Source organism: Halanaerobium sehlinense (genome assembly GCF_055379485.1).
Genome location: NZ_AP042442.1, coordinates 2,658,680 through 2,674,961 on the forward strand (window position 1 = coordinate 2,658,680; position 16,282 = coordinate 2,674,961).

General features: G+C 37.8%; 14 protein-coding genes and 1 riboswitch. Of the genes, 2 read left to right on the forward strand and 12 right to left on the reverse strand.

Features of this window, described 5'->3' with window-relative positions; translation table 11 throughout:
- Window positions 1-197: 197 nt before the first annotated feature.
- From purH to pdxR, 10 genes are all read right to left on the reverse strand, one after another.
- On the reverse strand, window positions 198-1,775 hold the full coding sequence (gene purH / locus ACZ446_RS12945) for a bifunctional phosphoribosylaminoimidazolecarboxamide formyltransferase/IMP cyclohydrolase (RefSeq protein ID WP_464392963.1): 1,578 nt from the start codon (window positions 1,773-1,775) through the stop codon (window positions 198-200).
- A gap of 2 nt (window positions 1,776-1,777) precedes the next feature.
- Window positions 1,778-2,392: a phosphoribosylglycinamide formyltransferase gene (gene purN, locus ACZ446_RS12950; RefSeq protein WP_464392964.1), complete on the reverse strand. Its 615-nt coding sequence runs from the start codon at window positions 2,390-2,392 to the stop codon at window positions 1,778-1,780.
- A 13-nt stretch (window positions 2,393-2,405) separates the two neighbouring features.
- Window positions 2,406-3,440: a phosphoribosylformylglycinamidine cyclo-ligase gene (gene purM, locus ACZ446_RS12955; protein ID WP_464392965.1), complete on the reverse strand. Its 1,035-nt coding sequence runs from the start codon at window positions 3,438-3,440 to the stop codon at window positions 2,406-2,408.
- Between the two features lie 2 nt (window positions 3,441-3,442).
- Window positions 3,443-4,918: an amidophosphoribosyltransferase gene (gene purF / locus ACZ446_RS12960; RefSeq protein ID WP_464392966.1), complete on the reverse strand. Its 1,476-nt coding sequence runs from the start codon at window positions 4,916-4,918 to the stop codon at window positions 3,443-3,445.
- 289 nt (window positions 4,919-5,207) lie between these two features.
- Entirely contained in the window at window positions 5,208-5,927 is a 720-nt protein-coding gene (gene purC, locus ACZ446_RS12965; RefSeq protein ID WP_464392967.1) for a phosphoribosylaminoimidazolesuccinocarboxamide synthase, read from the reverse strand.
- Window positions 5,928-5,929: 2 nt separating this feature from the next.
- Window positions 5,930-7,342, reverse strand: coding sequence for an adenylosuccinate lyase (gene purB, locus ACZ446_RS12970; protein WP_464392968.1), 1,413 nt, complete (start codon window positions 7,340-7,342; stop codon window positions 5,930-5,932).
- Complete coding sequence (gene purE / locus ACZ446_RS12975; protein WP_464392969.1) at window positions 7,332-7,862, reverse strand: 5-(carboxyamino)imidazole ribonucleotide mutase; 531 nt, start codon at window positions 7,860-7,862, stop codon at window positions 7,332-7,334. The genes purB and purE overlap by 11 nt, the downstream gene beginning before the upstream one ends.
- A gap of 109 nt (window positions 7,863-7,971) precedes the next feature.
- Entirely contained in the window at window positions 7,972-9,135 is a 1,164-nt protein-coding gene (locus tag ACZ446_RS12980) for a 5-(carboxyamino)imidazole ribonucleotide synthase (RefSeq protein WP_464392970.1), read from the reverse strand.
- 21 nt (window positions 9,136-9,156) lie between these two features.
- Complete coding sequence (gene purD, locus ACZ446_RS12985; protein ID WP_464392971.1) at window positions 9,157-10,428, reverse strand: phosphoribosylamine--glycine ligase; 1,272 nt, start codon at window positions 10,426-10,428, stop codon at window positions 9,157-9,159.
- Window positions 10,429-10,636: 208 nt separating this feature from the next.
- Window positions 10,637-10,737, reverse strand: a riboswitch (purine riboswitch).
- 106 nt (window positions 10,738-10,843) lie between these two features.
- On the reverse strand, window positions 10,844-12,289 hold the full coding sequence (gene pdxR / locus ACZ446_RS12990) for a MocR-like pyridoxine biosynthesis transcription factor PdxR (protein ID WP_464392972.1): 1,446 nt from the start codon (window positions 12,287-12,289) through the stop codon (window positions 10,844-10,846).
- 161 nt (window positions 12,290-12,450) lie between these two features.
- Here pdxR and pdxS point away from each other — a divergent pair, with 161 nt between their 5' ends.
- Entirely contained in the window at window positions 12,451-13,329 is an 879-nt protein-coding gene (gene pdxS / locus ACZ446_RS12995) for a pyridoxal 5'-phosphate synthase lyase subunit PdxS (protein WP_464392973.1), read from the forward strand.
- The gene (gene pdxT, locus ACZ446_RS13000) at window positions 13,298-13,915 is read left to right on the forward strand and encodes a pyridoxal 5'-phosphate synthase glutaminase subunit PdxT (RefSeq protein WP_464392974.1); all 618 of its coding nucleotides are present in this window, start codon (window positions 13,298-13,300) and stop codon (window positions 13,913-13,915) included. Before pdxS ends, pdxT begins: the two co-directional genes overlap by 32 nt.
- Window positions 13,916-14,038: 123 nt before the next feature.
- Here pdxT and ACZ446_RS13005 read toward each other — a convergent pair whose 3' ends face one another.
- Window positions 14,039-15,256, reverse strand: a complete 1,218-nt coding sequence (locus ACZ446_RS13005; protein ID WP_464392975.1) for an ABC transporter substrate-binding protein — start codon at window positions 15,254-15,256, stop codon at window positions 14,039-14,041.
- 75 nt (window positions 15,257-15,331) lie between these two features.
- Window positions 15,332-16,282 (reverse strand): branched-chain amino acid ABC transporter permease, encoded by a 951-nt coding sequence (locus tag ACZ446_RS13010; RefSeq protein ID WP_464392976.1) that lies wholly within the window; start codon window positions 16,280-16,282, stop codon window positions 15,332-15,334.

Here is a 16,282-nt window from a genome sequence, read left to right on the forward strand (position 1 = left end):
TTAAAAAAGTCTAGCACTCTATCTATATAAATAATATTCTTTATTAATAAATATATTCCTTTATAAATTAATTATTTTATTATAGTTCTATAATAAAAATCTCCACCTAGTAATTAATGGCTGAGTAGAATCCATTAAATAAAAGATGGAGAATTGATTAGGGAAATTTATATTAATCCAACTCTAGCTGGATTTTTTTAATGTCTAAAATGTCTTTTACCCGTAAAGACCATTGCAATTCCTAGTTTGTTGCAGGCTTCAATTACCTGTTCATCTCTAATTGAACCTCCAGGCTGGATAATTGCTTTAATGCCCAGTTCAGCAGCTTTTTCTACAGCATCAGGGAAAGGAAAGAATGCATCTGAAGCAACAACTCCACCTTCCTGACGTCCTTCAGCTTTACGCCCGGCAATAATCATCGAATCAACTCGACTCATCTGACCGGCACCTACACCAACTACCATCTCATCTTTGGCCATTACAATTGCATTTGACTTAACATGCTTAACTACCTTCCAGGAGAATAGTAAATCTTCAATCTGCTCTTCAGTTGGAGCTTTTTCAGTTACTACCTCTAATTCTTCAGCAGTAGTCTGAGCTAAATCTCTATCCTGAACTAAAAGTCCACCTGTTACTTTTTTCATACTGAAACCTGGCTTCTCTCTATTGATTGAAAGCTCTCCTGTTTTTAGAATACGCATCTTATCAGAGCGGGCTTTTAAGATTTCTAAAGCCTCAGCATCATAATCAGGAGCAATAACAACTTCTATAAATTTATCCTGATCAGCAATTTCTCTAGCTGTTGCTGCATCTATTTTTCTATTAACAGCTACGATTGAACCAAAGGCAGATAAAGGATCACCTGCATGAGCATTTACAAAAGCCTCTTTTAGAGTATTCGCTTCTGCCATTCCACAAGGATTGGCATGTTTGATTACAGCAGCTGCTGGCTTTGCTTCAAATTCCTTAACCAGTTCTAAAGCACCATCTGTGTCATTAATATTGTTATAGGACATTCCCTTTCCATGCAGCTGTTCAGCTGTGGAAATTGATGGCTCATTCTGCTCAGTTTCTAAGTAAAAGGCAGCCTTCTGGTGTGGATTTTCTCCATAGCGGAGGTCTTCTCTTTTATCATAGCGCTCTAAAAGCGTTTCAGGTAATTCTTTCTTTTCCTCCTCATCCAGCACAACTTCTCCTAAGTACTTTTGAATTCTCTGATCATATTCTGCTGTATGGTGGAAAGCTTTATAGGCAAGCTTTAATTTTTGAGTTTTAGTTAAACCTCCATTACCAACCTTCATTTCAGCTAAGAGCTCTTCATAATCAGCCGGATCTACCACAACCGCTACATCATTATTATTCTTGGCAGCTGAGCGGATCATTGTTGGACCACCAATATCGATATTTTCAATAGCTTCTTCTAATGTCACATCAGCTTTGGCAATTGTTTCGGCAAAGGGATAGAGGTTGCAGACAACCAGGTCAATTGGCTCAATATCCTGGGCTGCAATTTCTTTTAAATGTTCCTCATTATCTCTAACTGCTAAAATACCTCCGTGGACTGCTGGATGAAGAGTTTTAACTCTTCCATTCATCATTTCAGGAAAATTTGTTACCTGATCAATATTTGTAACTTCAATATCATTTTCTTTTAACATAAGGCCGGTACCACCGGTTGAAATTATTTCGATACCAAATTCTTTTAAACCTTTAGCAAACTCTACAATACCTTCCTTATTTGATACACTAATTAATGCTCTTTTAATTTTAGACAAAGTTATTTTTCCTCCTTTAGAATTTTAACTTTTCGTCCTTGAATTTTAATTTTCCCTTCTGAAATTAACTTTACTGCCTCAGGATAAATTTTATGTTCTTTCTTTAAAATTCTTGCTGCCAGATCATCTGCACTGTCATCCGCTTTAACCTCTACTACTGCCTGTTTAATAATTGGACCAGTATCCATACCTTGATCCACAAAATGAACTGTACAGCCGCTGTATTTAACTCCATAGTCAACCGCCTGTTTCTGAGCGTCAAGCCCTTTAAAAGCCGGTAAAAGTGAAGGATGAATATTGATAATCTGATTTTGAAAATGTTTAACAAAAAGTGGTGATAAAATCCTCATATATCCAGCCAGAACTACAAGCTCAACTCCAGCATTTTCTAAAAGTCCAATCAGCTCCTTTTCATAATCAGCCTTTGTTTCAAAATGGTCTGGGTCAATAAATAGATGTTCTATCTCTTCGTGTTCTGCTCTTTTTAAAGCACCTGCATCCTGACGATCACTGATTAAAAGCTTAATTTCCGCCGGTATCTCTCCACTTTTTATGTTGTCAATAATTGATTGAAAATTTGAGCCTCTGCCTGAGGCAAAAACAGCTACTTTTAGCATTTCTGCACCTTCTTTACTTTATTTCGAGAGAGTGGTCTCCTGCTCCTGAATTTATTTCTCCAATCAAGCAGGCTTCTTCTCCCATTTTCTCAAGTTCATCAAGTATTTCTTCTTTATCTTCTTTATTGATAACTAAAATCATGCCAATTCCCATATTAAAGGTTCTGTACATTTCTCTTTCTGCAATCTCTCCAGCTTCCTGAATCAGTCTAAAGATTTGCTGTGGCTGCCAGCTGTCTTTTTTGATTTCAGCTTTTAAACCTGCCGGCAAAATTCGCGGTAAGTTTTCTATTAGACCACCACCTGTGATATGGGCAATTCCTTTAATCTTATATTTTTCCAGCAGAGCCAGTACAGTTTTTACATATATCTTAGTCGGTCGAAGCAGTTCTTCGCCTAAATTCTTTTCTAAGCCTTCAACTTCTTCAGTATATTCGAAAGCAGCCTTTTCAAAAAGTGCTGCCCGGGCCAGCGTAAAGCCATTACTGTGAAGTCCATCTGATTTAAGACCGATAATTAGATCTCCGGCTTCGATTTCCTGACCAGTAATAATTTCTTCCTGGTCGACTATACCAACTGCAAAACCGGCCAGATCATATTCTCCCGGCTGATAAAAACCCGCCATCTCAGCTGTTTCGCCTCCAATCAGAGCCGCACCAGCTTCTTTACAGCCGGCTGCAATTCCTTTTACGATTTCAGCAGTCTTTTCCGGCTCCAGTTTTCCTGTTGCCAGGTAATCGAGGAAAAATAGTGGCTGAGCTCCCTGGGCTAAAATATCATTGACTGACATCGCTACTAAATCGATGCCAATTGTACTGTGAAGATCAAGTTTAAAGGCCAGTTTAAGTTTGGTTCCTACTCCATCAGTTCCGGAAACTAAAACTGGGTTTTTATATTTGCTCAAATCGGGTTTGAAAAGGCCTCCAAATCCCCCAAGTCCGGTCATTACTTCCGGACCAAAAGTAGACTGCACATCTTCTTTAATTAATTCTACTGCCTGATTCCCGGCATCTATATCTACTCCAGCTTTCTTATAATCTAAGCCCACACTTATTCCTCCTCACTTAAATATCTGCTGTCAACAGGATAATCACCATCAAAACAGGCTGTACAGAAACCTAGTTCAACTTCAGTTTTAATAGATTTTAACATTCCAGCCTGAGTTAAATAATGAAGACTGTCAGCCCCAATGCTTTCTCCAATTTCTTCAACTGTATTACTGCTGGCAATTAGCTCCTGTCGGCGCGAAGTATCAAGCCCGAAATAGCAGGGATGTTCTACAGGAGGTGAAGAAATTGCCATATGAACTTCCTTAGCTCCAGCTTCTTTAATCCTGCCAATAATCTGTTTACTGGTTGTACCTCTAACTATCGAATCATCGATTAAAATTACTTTTTTTCCTTCAATAATTTCTTTGATCGGAGATAATTTAAGTCTAACCTTTAAATCTCTGATTTCCTGAGTCGGCTGAATAAACGTCCTACCCATATAGCGATTCCTTAAAATCCCCTGGGCATAGGGAATCCCCGATTCTTCAGCAAAGCCTAAAGCTGCTGCAATCCCTGAATCAGGAACAGGTACAACAATATCTGCATCAACATCCATCTCTTTAGCCAACTGTTTCCCCATTTCTTTCCTGGCCAACAATACATTCTGTCCCGCAATATTGCTGTCAGGACGAGCAAAGTAAATATATTCAAATACACAGAGACTGGTTCCATTTTCACCAGTATAGCGTCTGCTCTTAATTCCATCTCTGTTAATTATAACAACTTCACCAGGGGCCACATCTCTTAAAAATTCAGCTCCTATAATATCAAAAGCACAGCTTTCAGAAGCGACAACATAGGTGTTGTCAACCTTCCCCAGCGAAAGTGGTCTAAAACCTCTTGGATCACGAATAGCAATTAAGCTATCCTCAGTCATCGCCACCAGTGAAAAAGCACCTTTAAGCTGATGCAAACTCTGAATTAAAGCCTCTTCAATATTATCCTCAAATGATCTAGCCACAAGATGAGCTATTACTTCCGTATCTAAAGTAGAATGAAAAATAGAGCCATTGCTTTCTAAATTGTTTCTGAGCTCTTCCCCGTTAGCAAGATTACCATTATGAGCTAAGGCAAGATCACCTTTAATACTGTTGATTAAAATCGGCTGAGCATTAGCAAGTTTGCTCGAACCACTGGTAGAATAGCGGACATGTCCAATTGCCATCTCACCCTTTAAATTGTCAAGATCCTCTTTTTCAAAAACACTTTCTACAAGCCCCATCCCCTTATAAAGGTTAAAATCACCATTATGATTGGAACAAATACCGGCACTTTCCTGCCCCCGATGCTGCAGGGCAATTAAACCCAAATAAGAAAGTTCAGCCGCACTACTCTCTCCATCAGCGTTAAAAACACCAAAAACCCCACATTCTTCTGTCATTTTATCTTGATTCAGCTCAGCCTGAGTTAATTTTAAATCAGCTGAACTCTGCTTAACTTTATTTTTTTGCTTAGAGAAATTACAACTTTCTCTCATTAATTTTCCTCCCTCAAGTACTTTAGGATTAAGTAAAATATCTTATTTCTGAAAGAATAATATATTTAACGACTCTATAATTTTATTCTAATTCAACTTAATTCTTTTGAGGGATAAATAGCACCGAAGGGCAGGACGCCCTGAGCTAATCACGCCACAGGAGGTGGCATTGATTAGGTAGTGTTATTTAGACCAAAAGAAGAATTTTAGTTGAATAATAAAAGTATAATGGAGGCAAATATATCTGATTTCAAAAAATAATAATTAAAATATCAACTCACGTTGAAGCTTATTTCCAGTCCTGGCCGGTAATCCGCTTATACATTTCATGATAGGCCTCTTCCACATCACCAAGGTCCCGGCGGAAACGATCTTTATCAAGTTTTTCTTTTGTTTCACTGTCCCAGAAGCGGCAGGTGTCAGGTGTGATTTCGTCAGCCAGAATAATTTCTCCCCCAGCTGTTTTTCCAAATTCAAGTTTGAAGTCAACTAAGTCTACATTCCGCTCTTTTAAAAACTTAACTAAAATATCATTAATTCTGTGGCCCAGGGCAATTAAACGCTCCAGTTCTTCTCTGCCGGCAAGACCTAATAATTCAATATGAGAAACATTGATTAAAGGATCTCCCAGGTCATCATCTTTATAATAAAATTCAATTACCGGCTGCTTCAGCGGTGTACCCTCATCCAGACCGATTCTTTTGGCCAGGCTGCCGGCTGCTACATTGCGCATTACAACTTCTAAAGGTATAATCTCAACCTTTTTCACCAGCGAGTCGCGCTCATTTAATTCCTCGATTAAATGGGTTTTGATGCCCTTTTCTTCTAAAAGTTTAAAAAAGAAATTGCTGATCTTATTATTAATCTTTCCCTTTTCTGCAATCTGGCCTTTTTTCTGGCCGTCAAAAGCTGTTGCGTCATCCTTGAAATGGACAATTACCTGCTCATCCTGGTCAGTACTAAAAATCTGCTTGGCCTTGCCTTCATAGATCATTTCCTTCTTTTCCATCTTTATAAAACCTCCGTTTTGAGATCATAGTTAAATTTCTGCTGCCAGTTCTTAACTATTTTTTCTGTTTTTTCGGCTGCGATACCTGTATACTTTTCCGGTTTCAAAATTAACTCTCTCTGCTTTTCAGTGAATTTGTCCCAGTAGCCCTGTAGTTCCTGACTCTGATCAACAAGTTCTCTTAAACTAAGATCTGTTTTTTGAGCTTTTAAAGTCAATTTTCTAACCGCCTCGTGGGCATCAGGATGACCGGCTGCTGCCAGTAAAATATATAAAGGTTCTGCCACAATCATCTTTTTGTTCTGTTCAAAATTCTTTTTAATATTTTCCTGATCAACTGCCATCTTGGAGCTAACTCTGGTTAAACGAGCTGCTGCTGAAAGCAGGGCTGTTATTAATTCAGGAATAAAGCGTGCTGAAGCTGAATTGGTCAGATCACGCTGATGTTCAGATAACTGGTCCATGTAAACTGTAGTCATCTGGGGCATAAAGGCCTTCCAGAGACTCTTTACATTTTCGTAATTAATCGGATTTCTCTTATGAGGCATGGTTGAAGAACCAACCTGATCTTTGCCAAAATGCTCCCCTATTTCTGAAATTTCCGAGCGCTGCAGGTGACGCATATCATCAGCAAAGGCTGCCAGTACACTAAAAGTTGAAACCAGAGCGTGAATAAAATCTGTCATCGGCTCAGCCTGAACTATCTGAGTTGAATGTTCCCCGGGCTTTAAACCGAGCTCAGCCAGAACTTCCTTTTCAAATTCTTCCGGATCTTCAAAAAAGATGCCGCTGGCATTGTAAGCTCCAACTGCTCCGGCGAATTTACCGACGAGTTTTTCAGTTTTAGCTTCAATTTCCTCTATTCTTTCTCCCAGGCGTGCCACATATTCGGCGATGGTAAAACCAAAGGTCACAGGTACTGCATGCTGGCCGTGGGTTCGTCCAATTTGAACTCTATCCTTTTCTCTGAGAGCAATCTCTGTCCAGCTCTGATGTAGTTCTTTTAATTTAGGTAGAATAAGTTCTTCAGCTGCCTTCTGATAGCGGAGGGAGTTTGCTGTATCAACAATGTCATAAGAAGTAGCTGTAAAATGAATATAGGGGCGGGTCTCTTCACTTACCTTTTTTTGAATACAGTTAACTAAGGCTCTAATATTATGTTTGGTCTTTGCTTCTTCTTCATAAACCTCTTCTGTAGTTAATTCCGCAATCGCTTTTTCTACTTCAGCCGGTGCCTGCTTCGGTGCCATTCCCCTCTCAGCCAGCACCTTAACTAAGGCCAGCTCCACCTCTGCCTGAAACTTAATAGTCGCATTTTCTGAAAGGTATTTTCCAATCTCATCAAAATTCTTTTTCCGCCTTGAATAACGGTGGTCAAGGGGACTTATATTGGCAAAAATATCTCTAGTCTGCAAATTTTTCGCTCCTCTCAAGGTAATCCTTGTATCCCATATCTTCTAATTTATCTGCTGTTTTTAAAACTTTAGTTTTCATTTCCTGACGGTATTCTTGCTGCTTTTTATTTAGTTCTTCGTCACTGCGGGCTAAAATCTGAACTGCCAGTAAAGCGGCATTTTTGGCCCCATTGATGGCAACTGTAGCCACCGGAATTCCAGGCGGCATCTGAACTATGGAATAAAGTGAATCAAGCCCACTCAACTTTGAAGTCTTAACCGGAACCCCAATTACCGGCACAGTTGTCACAGCTGCTACCATTCCCGGCAGATGAGCTGCACCTCCGGCTCCAGCAATAATTACATCCAGACCCTTTTCTTCTGCAGTCTCTGCATAATTATATAATCTCTCCGGTGTCCGGTGAGCTGAAACAACTGTCAGCTCGTATTCCACCTCAAATTGATCTAAAATTTCTGCTGCCTCTTTCATTACTGGCAGATCAGAATCACTGCCCATAATAACTCCTACTCTAGGCTTCATAAAATTTTACCTCCCTAATTTTTTGCAGATATATTCTAATCAATTTTCAAATTTCATAACTTATATTAATTGTAAATTTATTAATTAAGGCTGTCACCTTAATTCCAGCTTAATGCTGACCCTTAATTTCAATTAACTTACTGGCTTTAAAAGCCTTTTCAGAAGCCCTATCTAAACTAGCTGCTGTCACAGTCAAATGGCCCATTTTGCGGCCCGGTCTGGAAATAGTCTTCTGATAAATATGAATTTTAACCCCTTCTACTGCTAGTGCTGGTTCCAGTCCAACTACCTCAGATTTACCTTCTTCTCCACTACCTAAAATATTCCGCATAACAGTCGGCCTCAGCAGAGAAGTATCTCCCAGTGGTAATCCCGTAATTGCTCTAACATGCTGTTCAAACTGAGAGGTTACACAACCTTCAATTGTATAGTGACCAGAATTATGTGGTCGGGGAGCGATTTCATTGACTAAAAGCTCACCTGACTCTGCCACAAACATTTCGACACAAAAAATTCCAATACCTTCAAAAACTTTCAGTACCTCTTTAGCAAATTCTTCAGCTTCTTTTTTTAGCTCAGCTGGAATTTCTGCAGGAACTTTTGTTTCGTAAAGAATATTGTTGCGATGATCATTCTCTCCTATTGGATAAACCTTCATTTCTTTATTTAAACCACGGGCAGCAATAATAGAAATTTCTTTTTCAAAAGGAATATATTTTTCTGCCATCAATGGATTTTTTCCTGCTCCCAGTTCCTGAAAAGCTTTTTCGACCTCATCTGGATTGTCAATTAAAGCATTTCCCTTGCCATCATAACCACCTGTACAGCTTTTTAACATCAGCGGATAACCGAACTCTTCCGCAGCCTCTCTGATCTCAGTTGGATTTGTTACTTTAAGAAAATCAGGCACAGCTATCTTGTCTTGTTTTAATACATTTTTCTGATGATATTTATTTTGAATAATTTCTAAGCTGCGGGCTGTTGGATAAATCTTATAACCTTCACTTTCTAATTCTTTTAAAACTTCAACTCCTATATGTTCAAATTCATAAGTTATTAGATCTGATTTCTCTGCAAGTTTTCTAATTGCCTCTCTGTCGTCAAAATCAGCAATCAGATGCTGGTCAGCAATACTGTGAGCTGGACATTTTTTTGTCGGATCCAAAATTGTAACATAAAAGCCCATTTTCTTAGCCTCTAAAATCATCATCTTACCCAGCTGACCACCACCGATAATTCCAATTTTTTGCTTTGTTTTATCTTTAAACTTCAAATTATAACCTCCAGCTTAAACTTATTTCACTAATGCTTTCTGGCCAATGTCATTTCTAATATGGAAATCTTCAAAGCGAATTTTTTCTACTCCTTTATATGCCTTATCAATAACTTCCTGAAAACTATCTCCTAAGGCTGTCACTGCTAAAACTCTACCTCCATCAGTCAGAAGTCTATTATCCTGCAGTCGAGTGCCAGCCTGAAATACAATTATATCTTCAGCTAATTCTGCTTCTTTAACTCCATAAATTTCCCTGCCTTTTTCGTATTCTACCGGATAACCTCCAGATGCCATTACTACACAAAGAGCTTTTTGATCTTTCCATTTTATTTCAAGCTGCTCTAAATTACCTGCAATTACTGCCTCCATAATATCTATTAGATCTGTTTCTAAAAGCGGCAGCACTACCTGTGCTTCTGGATCACCAAAGCGTACATTGTATTCTAAAACCTTTGCTTTTCCTTCTTTGATCATCAGACCAAAATAAATGATACCTTTGAAGTCTAGGTCTTCAGACTGCAGAGCTTTTAAGGTTGGCTCCATAATTTGCTTTTTGAAACCTTTCATAATTTTCTCAGTAACTACCGGAGCTGGGGCATAGGCACCCATTCCACCTGTATTGGGGCCCTTCCCTCCATCATAAGCAGGTTTATGATCCTGAGAAGCAATCATCGGCACAATAGTCTTTCCATCACAAAAAGCAAGAATTGTTGCTTCTTCTCCTTCTAAAAATTCTTCAATCACAACTTTTTCTCCTGCTTGACCAAATTTTTCATCTTTCATGATTGTTTCAACAGCTGCTGCTGCTTCTTCCTCTGTCTGAGCAACAATAACTCCCTTACCTGCTGCCAGGCCTGAAGCTTTAACCACAATGGGAGCCTCTTTTTCTGCTATATACTCTAATGCTTTTTCTGCTTCCGTAAAACTTCTGTATTCTGCAGTTGGAATTTGGTATTTCTGCATTAATTCTTTGGAAAAGGCTTTTGAACTTTCAAGTCGGGCAGCACTCTGATTTGGTCCAAAAACTTTAAGTCCATTATCTTCAAAAAGATCAACAATTCCTGCTGCCAGAGGAGCCTCCGGTCCAACTACTGTAATATCAATTTTTTCTTTCAAAGCAAACTCTAAAAGTGCTTCCTGATTGCTTTCGTTAAAGTCAAGATTTTCACCAAATTCTGCAGTCCCCGGGTTACCTGCTGCTATATATAACTCATCTACTCTGCTGCTTTGTGCTAACTTCCAGGCAAGTGCATTTTCTCTTCCACCACTCCCGATGAGAAGAATGTTCATTATATCCACTCCTGATTCTAGATTTCCAGTTTAACTGGATTAATACAAATAATAGTCTTAAATTCCCTAAAAATAGAAATAGCCCAGGTAGGAAGACTCTACCTTTGATGAGTAGAACCTCCCCGCCTGGGCTTTTATCCCTTCGGTGTGATATATAATATTCATATCTGTACCGCTCGGACCAGCCAGCAAAATTTTAGCTGCGGAAACCTAGGTACACTTCCCTCATAGTCGAACAATTTACGGTGTCCGGTAGAGACTTGTGGGCCATATTCCCACTATTATATGAGGTACAAATTCAATTTTTATTTCACATTTACACCTCAATATTAACAGATGCAATTTTTAATGTCAAGCAGAAACAAATATCTTATTCTTAAAAAAGATTGGAAGTAACCAGCATTTTATATCATTTTTATAGTAATGGGCTATATTCCTGATCTATTTCTTCACCTAAGTAATCATAATATATTTTTTTAAATAATTTAATCCCTTTTTTAATCTCATCCTCATTTACAGCTGCAAAACTTAAGCGGATATAGTTAGAAAAAATATTATTTAAAGAAAACAAATATCCTGGTGAAAATACCAAACCTGCTTTAACTGCAGCCTGATAGAGTTCTTTAGTATCAACATTAATCGGCAGTTTTAACCAGAGATAAAGACCTCCATTTGATTCATAAACTATTTTAATTTCTGCTGGCAGCTCATTTTTAATTTCAGCTGTTATTAAATTATACTTCTTTCTAAATAGTTTTCGCTGCAGATCTATATGTTTATCTAGCAGACCTTCCCGCAAATAGAAATCAAAAGCCCGTTGGGTTAAGCCTCCACTTGAAATATCAGTAGCATATTTAGCTTCCAACAATTCCGGCAGCAGCTTATCTGGTAAAATTATGAAGGCCAATCTTAATCCAGGCATAAACACCTTTGAAAAACTTTTAATATAGATTACTCGATCTTTTTCATCAGATTCTTTTAATGTTTTTACTCTACTTTCATTATAATACAAATCAGAAAGAATATCGTCCTCAATAATATAAAAATCATATTCTTCTGCTAATTTCAAAAGCTGCTGCTGCTTTTCAAAACTCCAGTTGACACCAGTTGGATTTTGGAAGTTCTGCATGGTAAAGAAAAATTTAATTTGGTTTTCTTTAAGATGAGTTTCTAACTCTGCTAAATCTGCTCCATCAGCCTGCATCTTAACTGTTATTATATCTGCTTTCCTGGAATTAAAAGCCTGAAGTGCTCCAAAATAAGTAGGATCTTCAACAACAATTTTTTCACCAAAATCTAATAATATCTTACTTAAAATATCAATTGCCTGCTGAGCTCCAGATACTACCTGAATTTGTTTTAAAGAAGAATTTATTCCATTATTCATAAAATATTTTTGAATAGATTTTCTTAAAGATAAAAATCCCTGACTTTTTTGATAACTGAATGCTTCTCCCTGGTCTCTTTCTAAAACCTGATTAATCGCATATTTAAAATCTTCAACGGGAAATAATTCTTTGCTGGGAGCAGCGCTTGCTAAATTAATATTCTCAGATAGTTTAATCTGCCCATGTTCCAGCATGTTTTCACCTGTTTCAGGTCTTATAACTTTTTGAGTTGGAGCAACAAAACTTCCACTACCTACTTTTTTATAAATTAAATTATCTTCTGCTAATAAATTATATGCTTTAACTACAGTTGCTGGATTGACTCCAACTTTTTCTGCTAATTTTCTGATTGGCGGCAGCTTAGTATCAGCAGGAATATTATTTTTAATCTCATTTTTTAACTTTTTATAGAGCTGTAGGTAAAGAGTTTTATCACTTTCCTTATTTAGGCTGAATTCAAAAATAACAATCACTCCTTTGTATTAGTACAATTATTTATTTTTAGGTTTTTGTATTAGTTCTTGACATTTTGTATTACTTAATCTATAATTGTATTGCTATTTAGTAAATTAAGTTGCTTTATATCATTATTGTATCATTACAATTTAAATTTATCAATTGGAGGAGATTAAAAATGTCAGAAAAATATCGTTTAAACAAGAATCTAGCTCAAATGTTAAAAGGTGGAGTTATTATGGATGTCACTAATGCAGAAGAAGCAAAAATTGCTGAAGATGCTGGAGCAGTGGCTGTTATGGCTTTAGAAAAAGTTCCAGCAGATATTAGAAAAGAAGGCGGAATCGCCAGAATGTCAGATCCAAAAATGATTAAAGAAATTGTAGAGACAGTTTCAATTCCTGTAATGGCAAAAGTTAGAATTGGACATTTTGTAGAAGCTCAAATTTTAGAAGCACTTAAGATTGATTACATAGATGAAAGCGAAGTTTTAACTCCTGCTGATGAAGCTCATCATATTGACAAGAGAAAATTTAATATCCCTTTTGTCTGTGGAGCTACTAATCTTGGTGAAGCTCTTAGAAGAATTGGAGAGGGTGCAGCTATGATCAGAACAAAAGGTGAAGCTGGAACAGGAAATGTAGTTGAAGCTGTTCGTCATATGCGTAAAATTAAATCTCAAATCAATAGACTAACAAATATGGGAAGTGAAGAATTGATGGCAGCTGCTAAAGAAATGAGAGCGCCTTTTAATTTAGTAGAATATGCTGCAAGAAATGGCAAATTACCTGTGGTAAATTTTGCTGCTGGTGGAATCGCAACTCCTGCAGACGCAGCTTTAATGATGCAGCTTGGTTGTGATGGAATTTTTGTTGGCTCTGGAATCTTTCGCTCAGGAAATCCTGTTAAAAGAGCTGAAGCTATTGTTAAAGCAACAACTCACTATCAAGATCCCCAGGTTGTTGCAGAAGTATCCGAAGATTTAGGGAAGGCAATGTCAGGAATTGATATTAATGGCCTAACAGATGCAGAAAAAATGGCTGATCGGGGCTGGTAAAATGGAGCTTACAGTTGGAGTACTTGCTCTACAGGGAGGATTTAGAGAACACATCGATCATCTAAATCGGATTAGGGGTACTAATGCAGTCCCTGTCAAAAAACCAGTAGAGCTGCAGAAATGTTCTGGGCTAATCATTCCTGGTGGGGAGAGCACCACAATGAGAAAGTTAATTGCCAGTTATAAATTCAAAGAGCCTATTATTAACTTTTATCAACAGCAAAAAGTAATCTGGGGGACTTGTGCGGGTTTAATTTTGATGGCAAAAGAAGTTGAGGGAGAAAATGAAGATCAGCTTGGATTACTGGATATTAAGATTAAAAGAAATGCTTTCGGCAGTCAGCTTGAAAGCTTTGTAGAAAGGAGTCTGATAAAAAAAGTGTCAGATATTCCACAAGAATTAGTCTTTATTAGAGCTCCAATAATAACTGAGTTTAATCAAAAACTAGAGATATTACACAAAAAAGATAAGCAAATTACTGCTGTAGAAAGTGATTGTCTGTTAGGAACAGCATTTCACCCTGAGCTTACTGATAATTTAGCTTTTCATAAGTATTTTGTTAATAAAATAAAGAATAAGAGATAAGTTCAGCTTATTATAGTTAGATTGCAAAAAAAATTTAAGTTAAAAGAAGAGACCCCGAAAAAATAATCGGGGTCTTTTAATAATCAGTTCATTTATTCTATTATTTTAAGACTTACTAATTAATTACTGGACTTCTACACTTTCATTAACAATATCTCCGTCTTCTATCTTCCAGATACCAATTGCTCCCATACTATCTCCGACATCATTGAAAAGAATCGGGCCTGAAGCTCCTTCATAACGTATCTTTTCTCCAGCAGCAATTAAATCTTTGGCTTTATTCCACTCATTAATATTAACTACCATTCCATCTTCAGATAAAACTTCGTTAATTGCATCTCTAATGGCTGGCCCCTCTGTACTGCCGGCCTTTTCGATAGCTAATGCCAGAACAAAGGCAGCATCATAACTAGTGTCAATATAGGGCTTAGGAGGAATTTCCCCAAACTCTTCTTCATAAAGCTCGGTAAATAATTCAGGACCATTTCCACCAGGCATTGAAGTTGGAGCAGTTCCCCTCATTCCTTCTAAATACTGTTCAACACCTTCAGTTATTTCCGGAGCCTTTAAGCCATCGGTAAATATAAACTCATCAAAATAACCATTTTCTAAAGCCTGTCTGATAATTGTAATTCCACCATCATCAGTATAGGCAATTAATAATAGAGCATCAGGGTTCTCAGAAGCAGCATCCATCAGCTCACTTCTATATGATACCTTATTTGGTTCAAATGCAATAGATGCAGTTACTTCTCCACCTCTTTTTTCAAACTGTTCGATCACTGCATCATTAAGTCCCTGACCATAGTCATTATTAACATAGATAATAGCCAGCTTTTCGTGATTTAAATCAGCTGCCAGATTTCCTGCAATTACTCCCTGCAGACTATCAGATGGTACAGTCCTAAATACATAACCATTATCATCTAAGGTAGTCAGCACAGGTGAGGTAGATGAAGGAGAAATCAAAACTACTTCTCCCGGAACTGTTACACTCTCAGCAACCGGAATAGTAACTCCACTTGATAGAGCTCCAACAATTGCATTAATTCCATTTACAGAAACTAGCTTCTGGGCTCCATCGACACCTGCCTGAGGATTAGTCTGGGTATCAACATTGACTAACTCAAGCTCTCTACCCCCAAGCAGTCCACCCTGCTCATTAATTATCTTCTGAGCCAAAAGCGTACCATTACGAGTAAACTGACCATAAGAAGCCAGTCCACCTGTGAGCGGCATTAAAGTACCTATTTTTACAGTTTCCTGAGCAAATACTCCACTAACAGTCAAAGACAGAAACAACATCACCAGCATTGTAATAAATATTTTCTTTTTAAACATTAATTTTCCTCCTCTTATTCTCTCTACTCGTATTTAAAATACTCACTTAAGAGCAAAATTATAAAACATTTTCATCTAACTATTAGCCGCTGATTTACTGCTGTATTTCTTTTCGCCAAATAATCCCTGAGGGCGGCTCAATAAAATCACTTCTAAAAAAATACCAATTAAAATCACTCTAACAGCTGCAGCCTGAGTTGTATAGGCTGCCGGCAGCATTCCTGTTAAGAATTCAGTTCCTGTCCAGATTCCCCAGGTCAAAAGAGCTCCAACAAGCGAACCAAAATTATTGGCACTGCCGCCAATGATCAGCATAATCCAGACTAAAAATGTAGCCTGCATTGGCCTAAAAGCTTCAGGTGAAATAAAGGAAGTAAAATGAGCATAAAGTGCACCCCCAACTCCCATCATAAAAGCACCTAAAATAAAGGCCTCCATTCGATAGCGAACCACATTCTTCCCGGCAGCTTTAACTACTTCTTCATCTTCTCTAATTGCTCGTAAAACTCTGCCCCAGGGAGAATTGATTCCCTTTTCACTTAAATAATAAAAAATGGCAATAACTGCAGCCACTATCAAAAGAAAAAAGAGATTATAATTTGAACCAAAAATTCCAGCTAAAGGTTTGGGAATCGCAGAAACTCCTCGAACTCCATTTGTCAACCAGGCTTCATTTTTAATTACCAGCCTGATTATCTCGGCAATACCAATTGTTGCAATCCCTAGATAATCTTCCCGCAGGCGAATTGTTGGAATCCCTACCAGCAGTGCCAGGATAGAAGCAACAATTCCAGCAGCCAGCAGTCCCAAAATAAAAGGCATTCCAAAACCTCCTAGATGATCGGGCGAAGCTCCTTTGGTCACAATTGCTGAAGTATAGGCTCCAACCGCCCAGAAACCAGCGATTCCTATATTAAAAAGCCCGGCAAAGCCGCGCTGGATATTTAAAGCCAAAGTCATAATTGCATAAATACCAACAAAAATTAAAAAGAAAACTAAATATGAAAAAACACCAGCAAAAGTCAT

Excerpts from the sequence above, each read along its gene's own strand:
- purC (WP_464392967.1), bottom strand. The coding sequence starts at position 5,927 with ATGGAAAAGAAGGAAATGATCTATGAAGGCAAGGCCAAGCAGATTTTT.
- purE (WP_464392969.1), bottom strand. The coding sequence starts at position 7,862 with ATGAAGCCTAGAGTAGGAGTTATTATGGGCAGTGATTCTGATCTGCCA.
- purN (WP_464392964.1), bottom strand. The coding sequence starts at position 2,392 with ATGCTAAAAGTAGCTGTTTTTGCCTCAGGCAGAGGCTCAAATTTTCAA.
- ACZ446_RS13010 (WP_464392976.1), bottom strand. The coding sequence starts at position 16,282 with ATGACTTTTGCTGGTGTTTTTTCATATTTAGTTTTCTTTTTAATTTTT.
- purD (WP_464392971.1), bottom strand. The coding sequence starts at position 10,428 with ATGAACATTCTTCTCATCGGGAGTGGTGGAAGAGAAAATGCACTTGCC.
- purF (WP_464392966.1), bottom strand. The coding sequence starts at position 4,918 with ATGAGAGAAAGTTGTAATTTCTCTAAGCAAAAAAATAAAGTTAAGCAG.
- ACZ446_RS13005 (WP_464392975.1), bottom strand. The coding sequence starts at position 15,256 with ATGTTTAAAAAGAAAATATTTATTACAATGCTGGTGATGTTGTTTCTG.
- pdxS (WP_464392973.1), top strand. The coding sequence starts at position 12,451 with ATGTCAGAAAAATATCGTTTAAACAAGAATCTAGCTCAAATGTTAAAA.
- pdxT (WP_464392974.1), top strand. The coding sequence starts at position 13,298 with ATGCAGAAAAAATGGCTGATCGGGGCTGGTAAAATGGAGCTTACAGTT.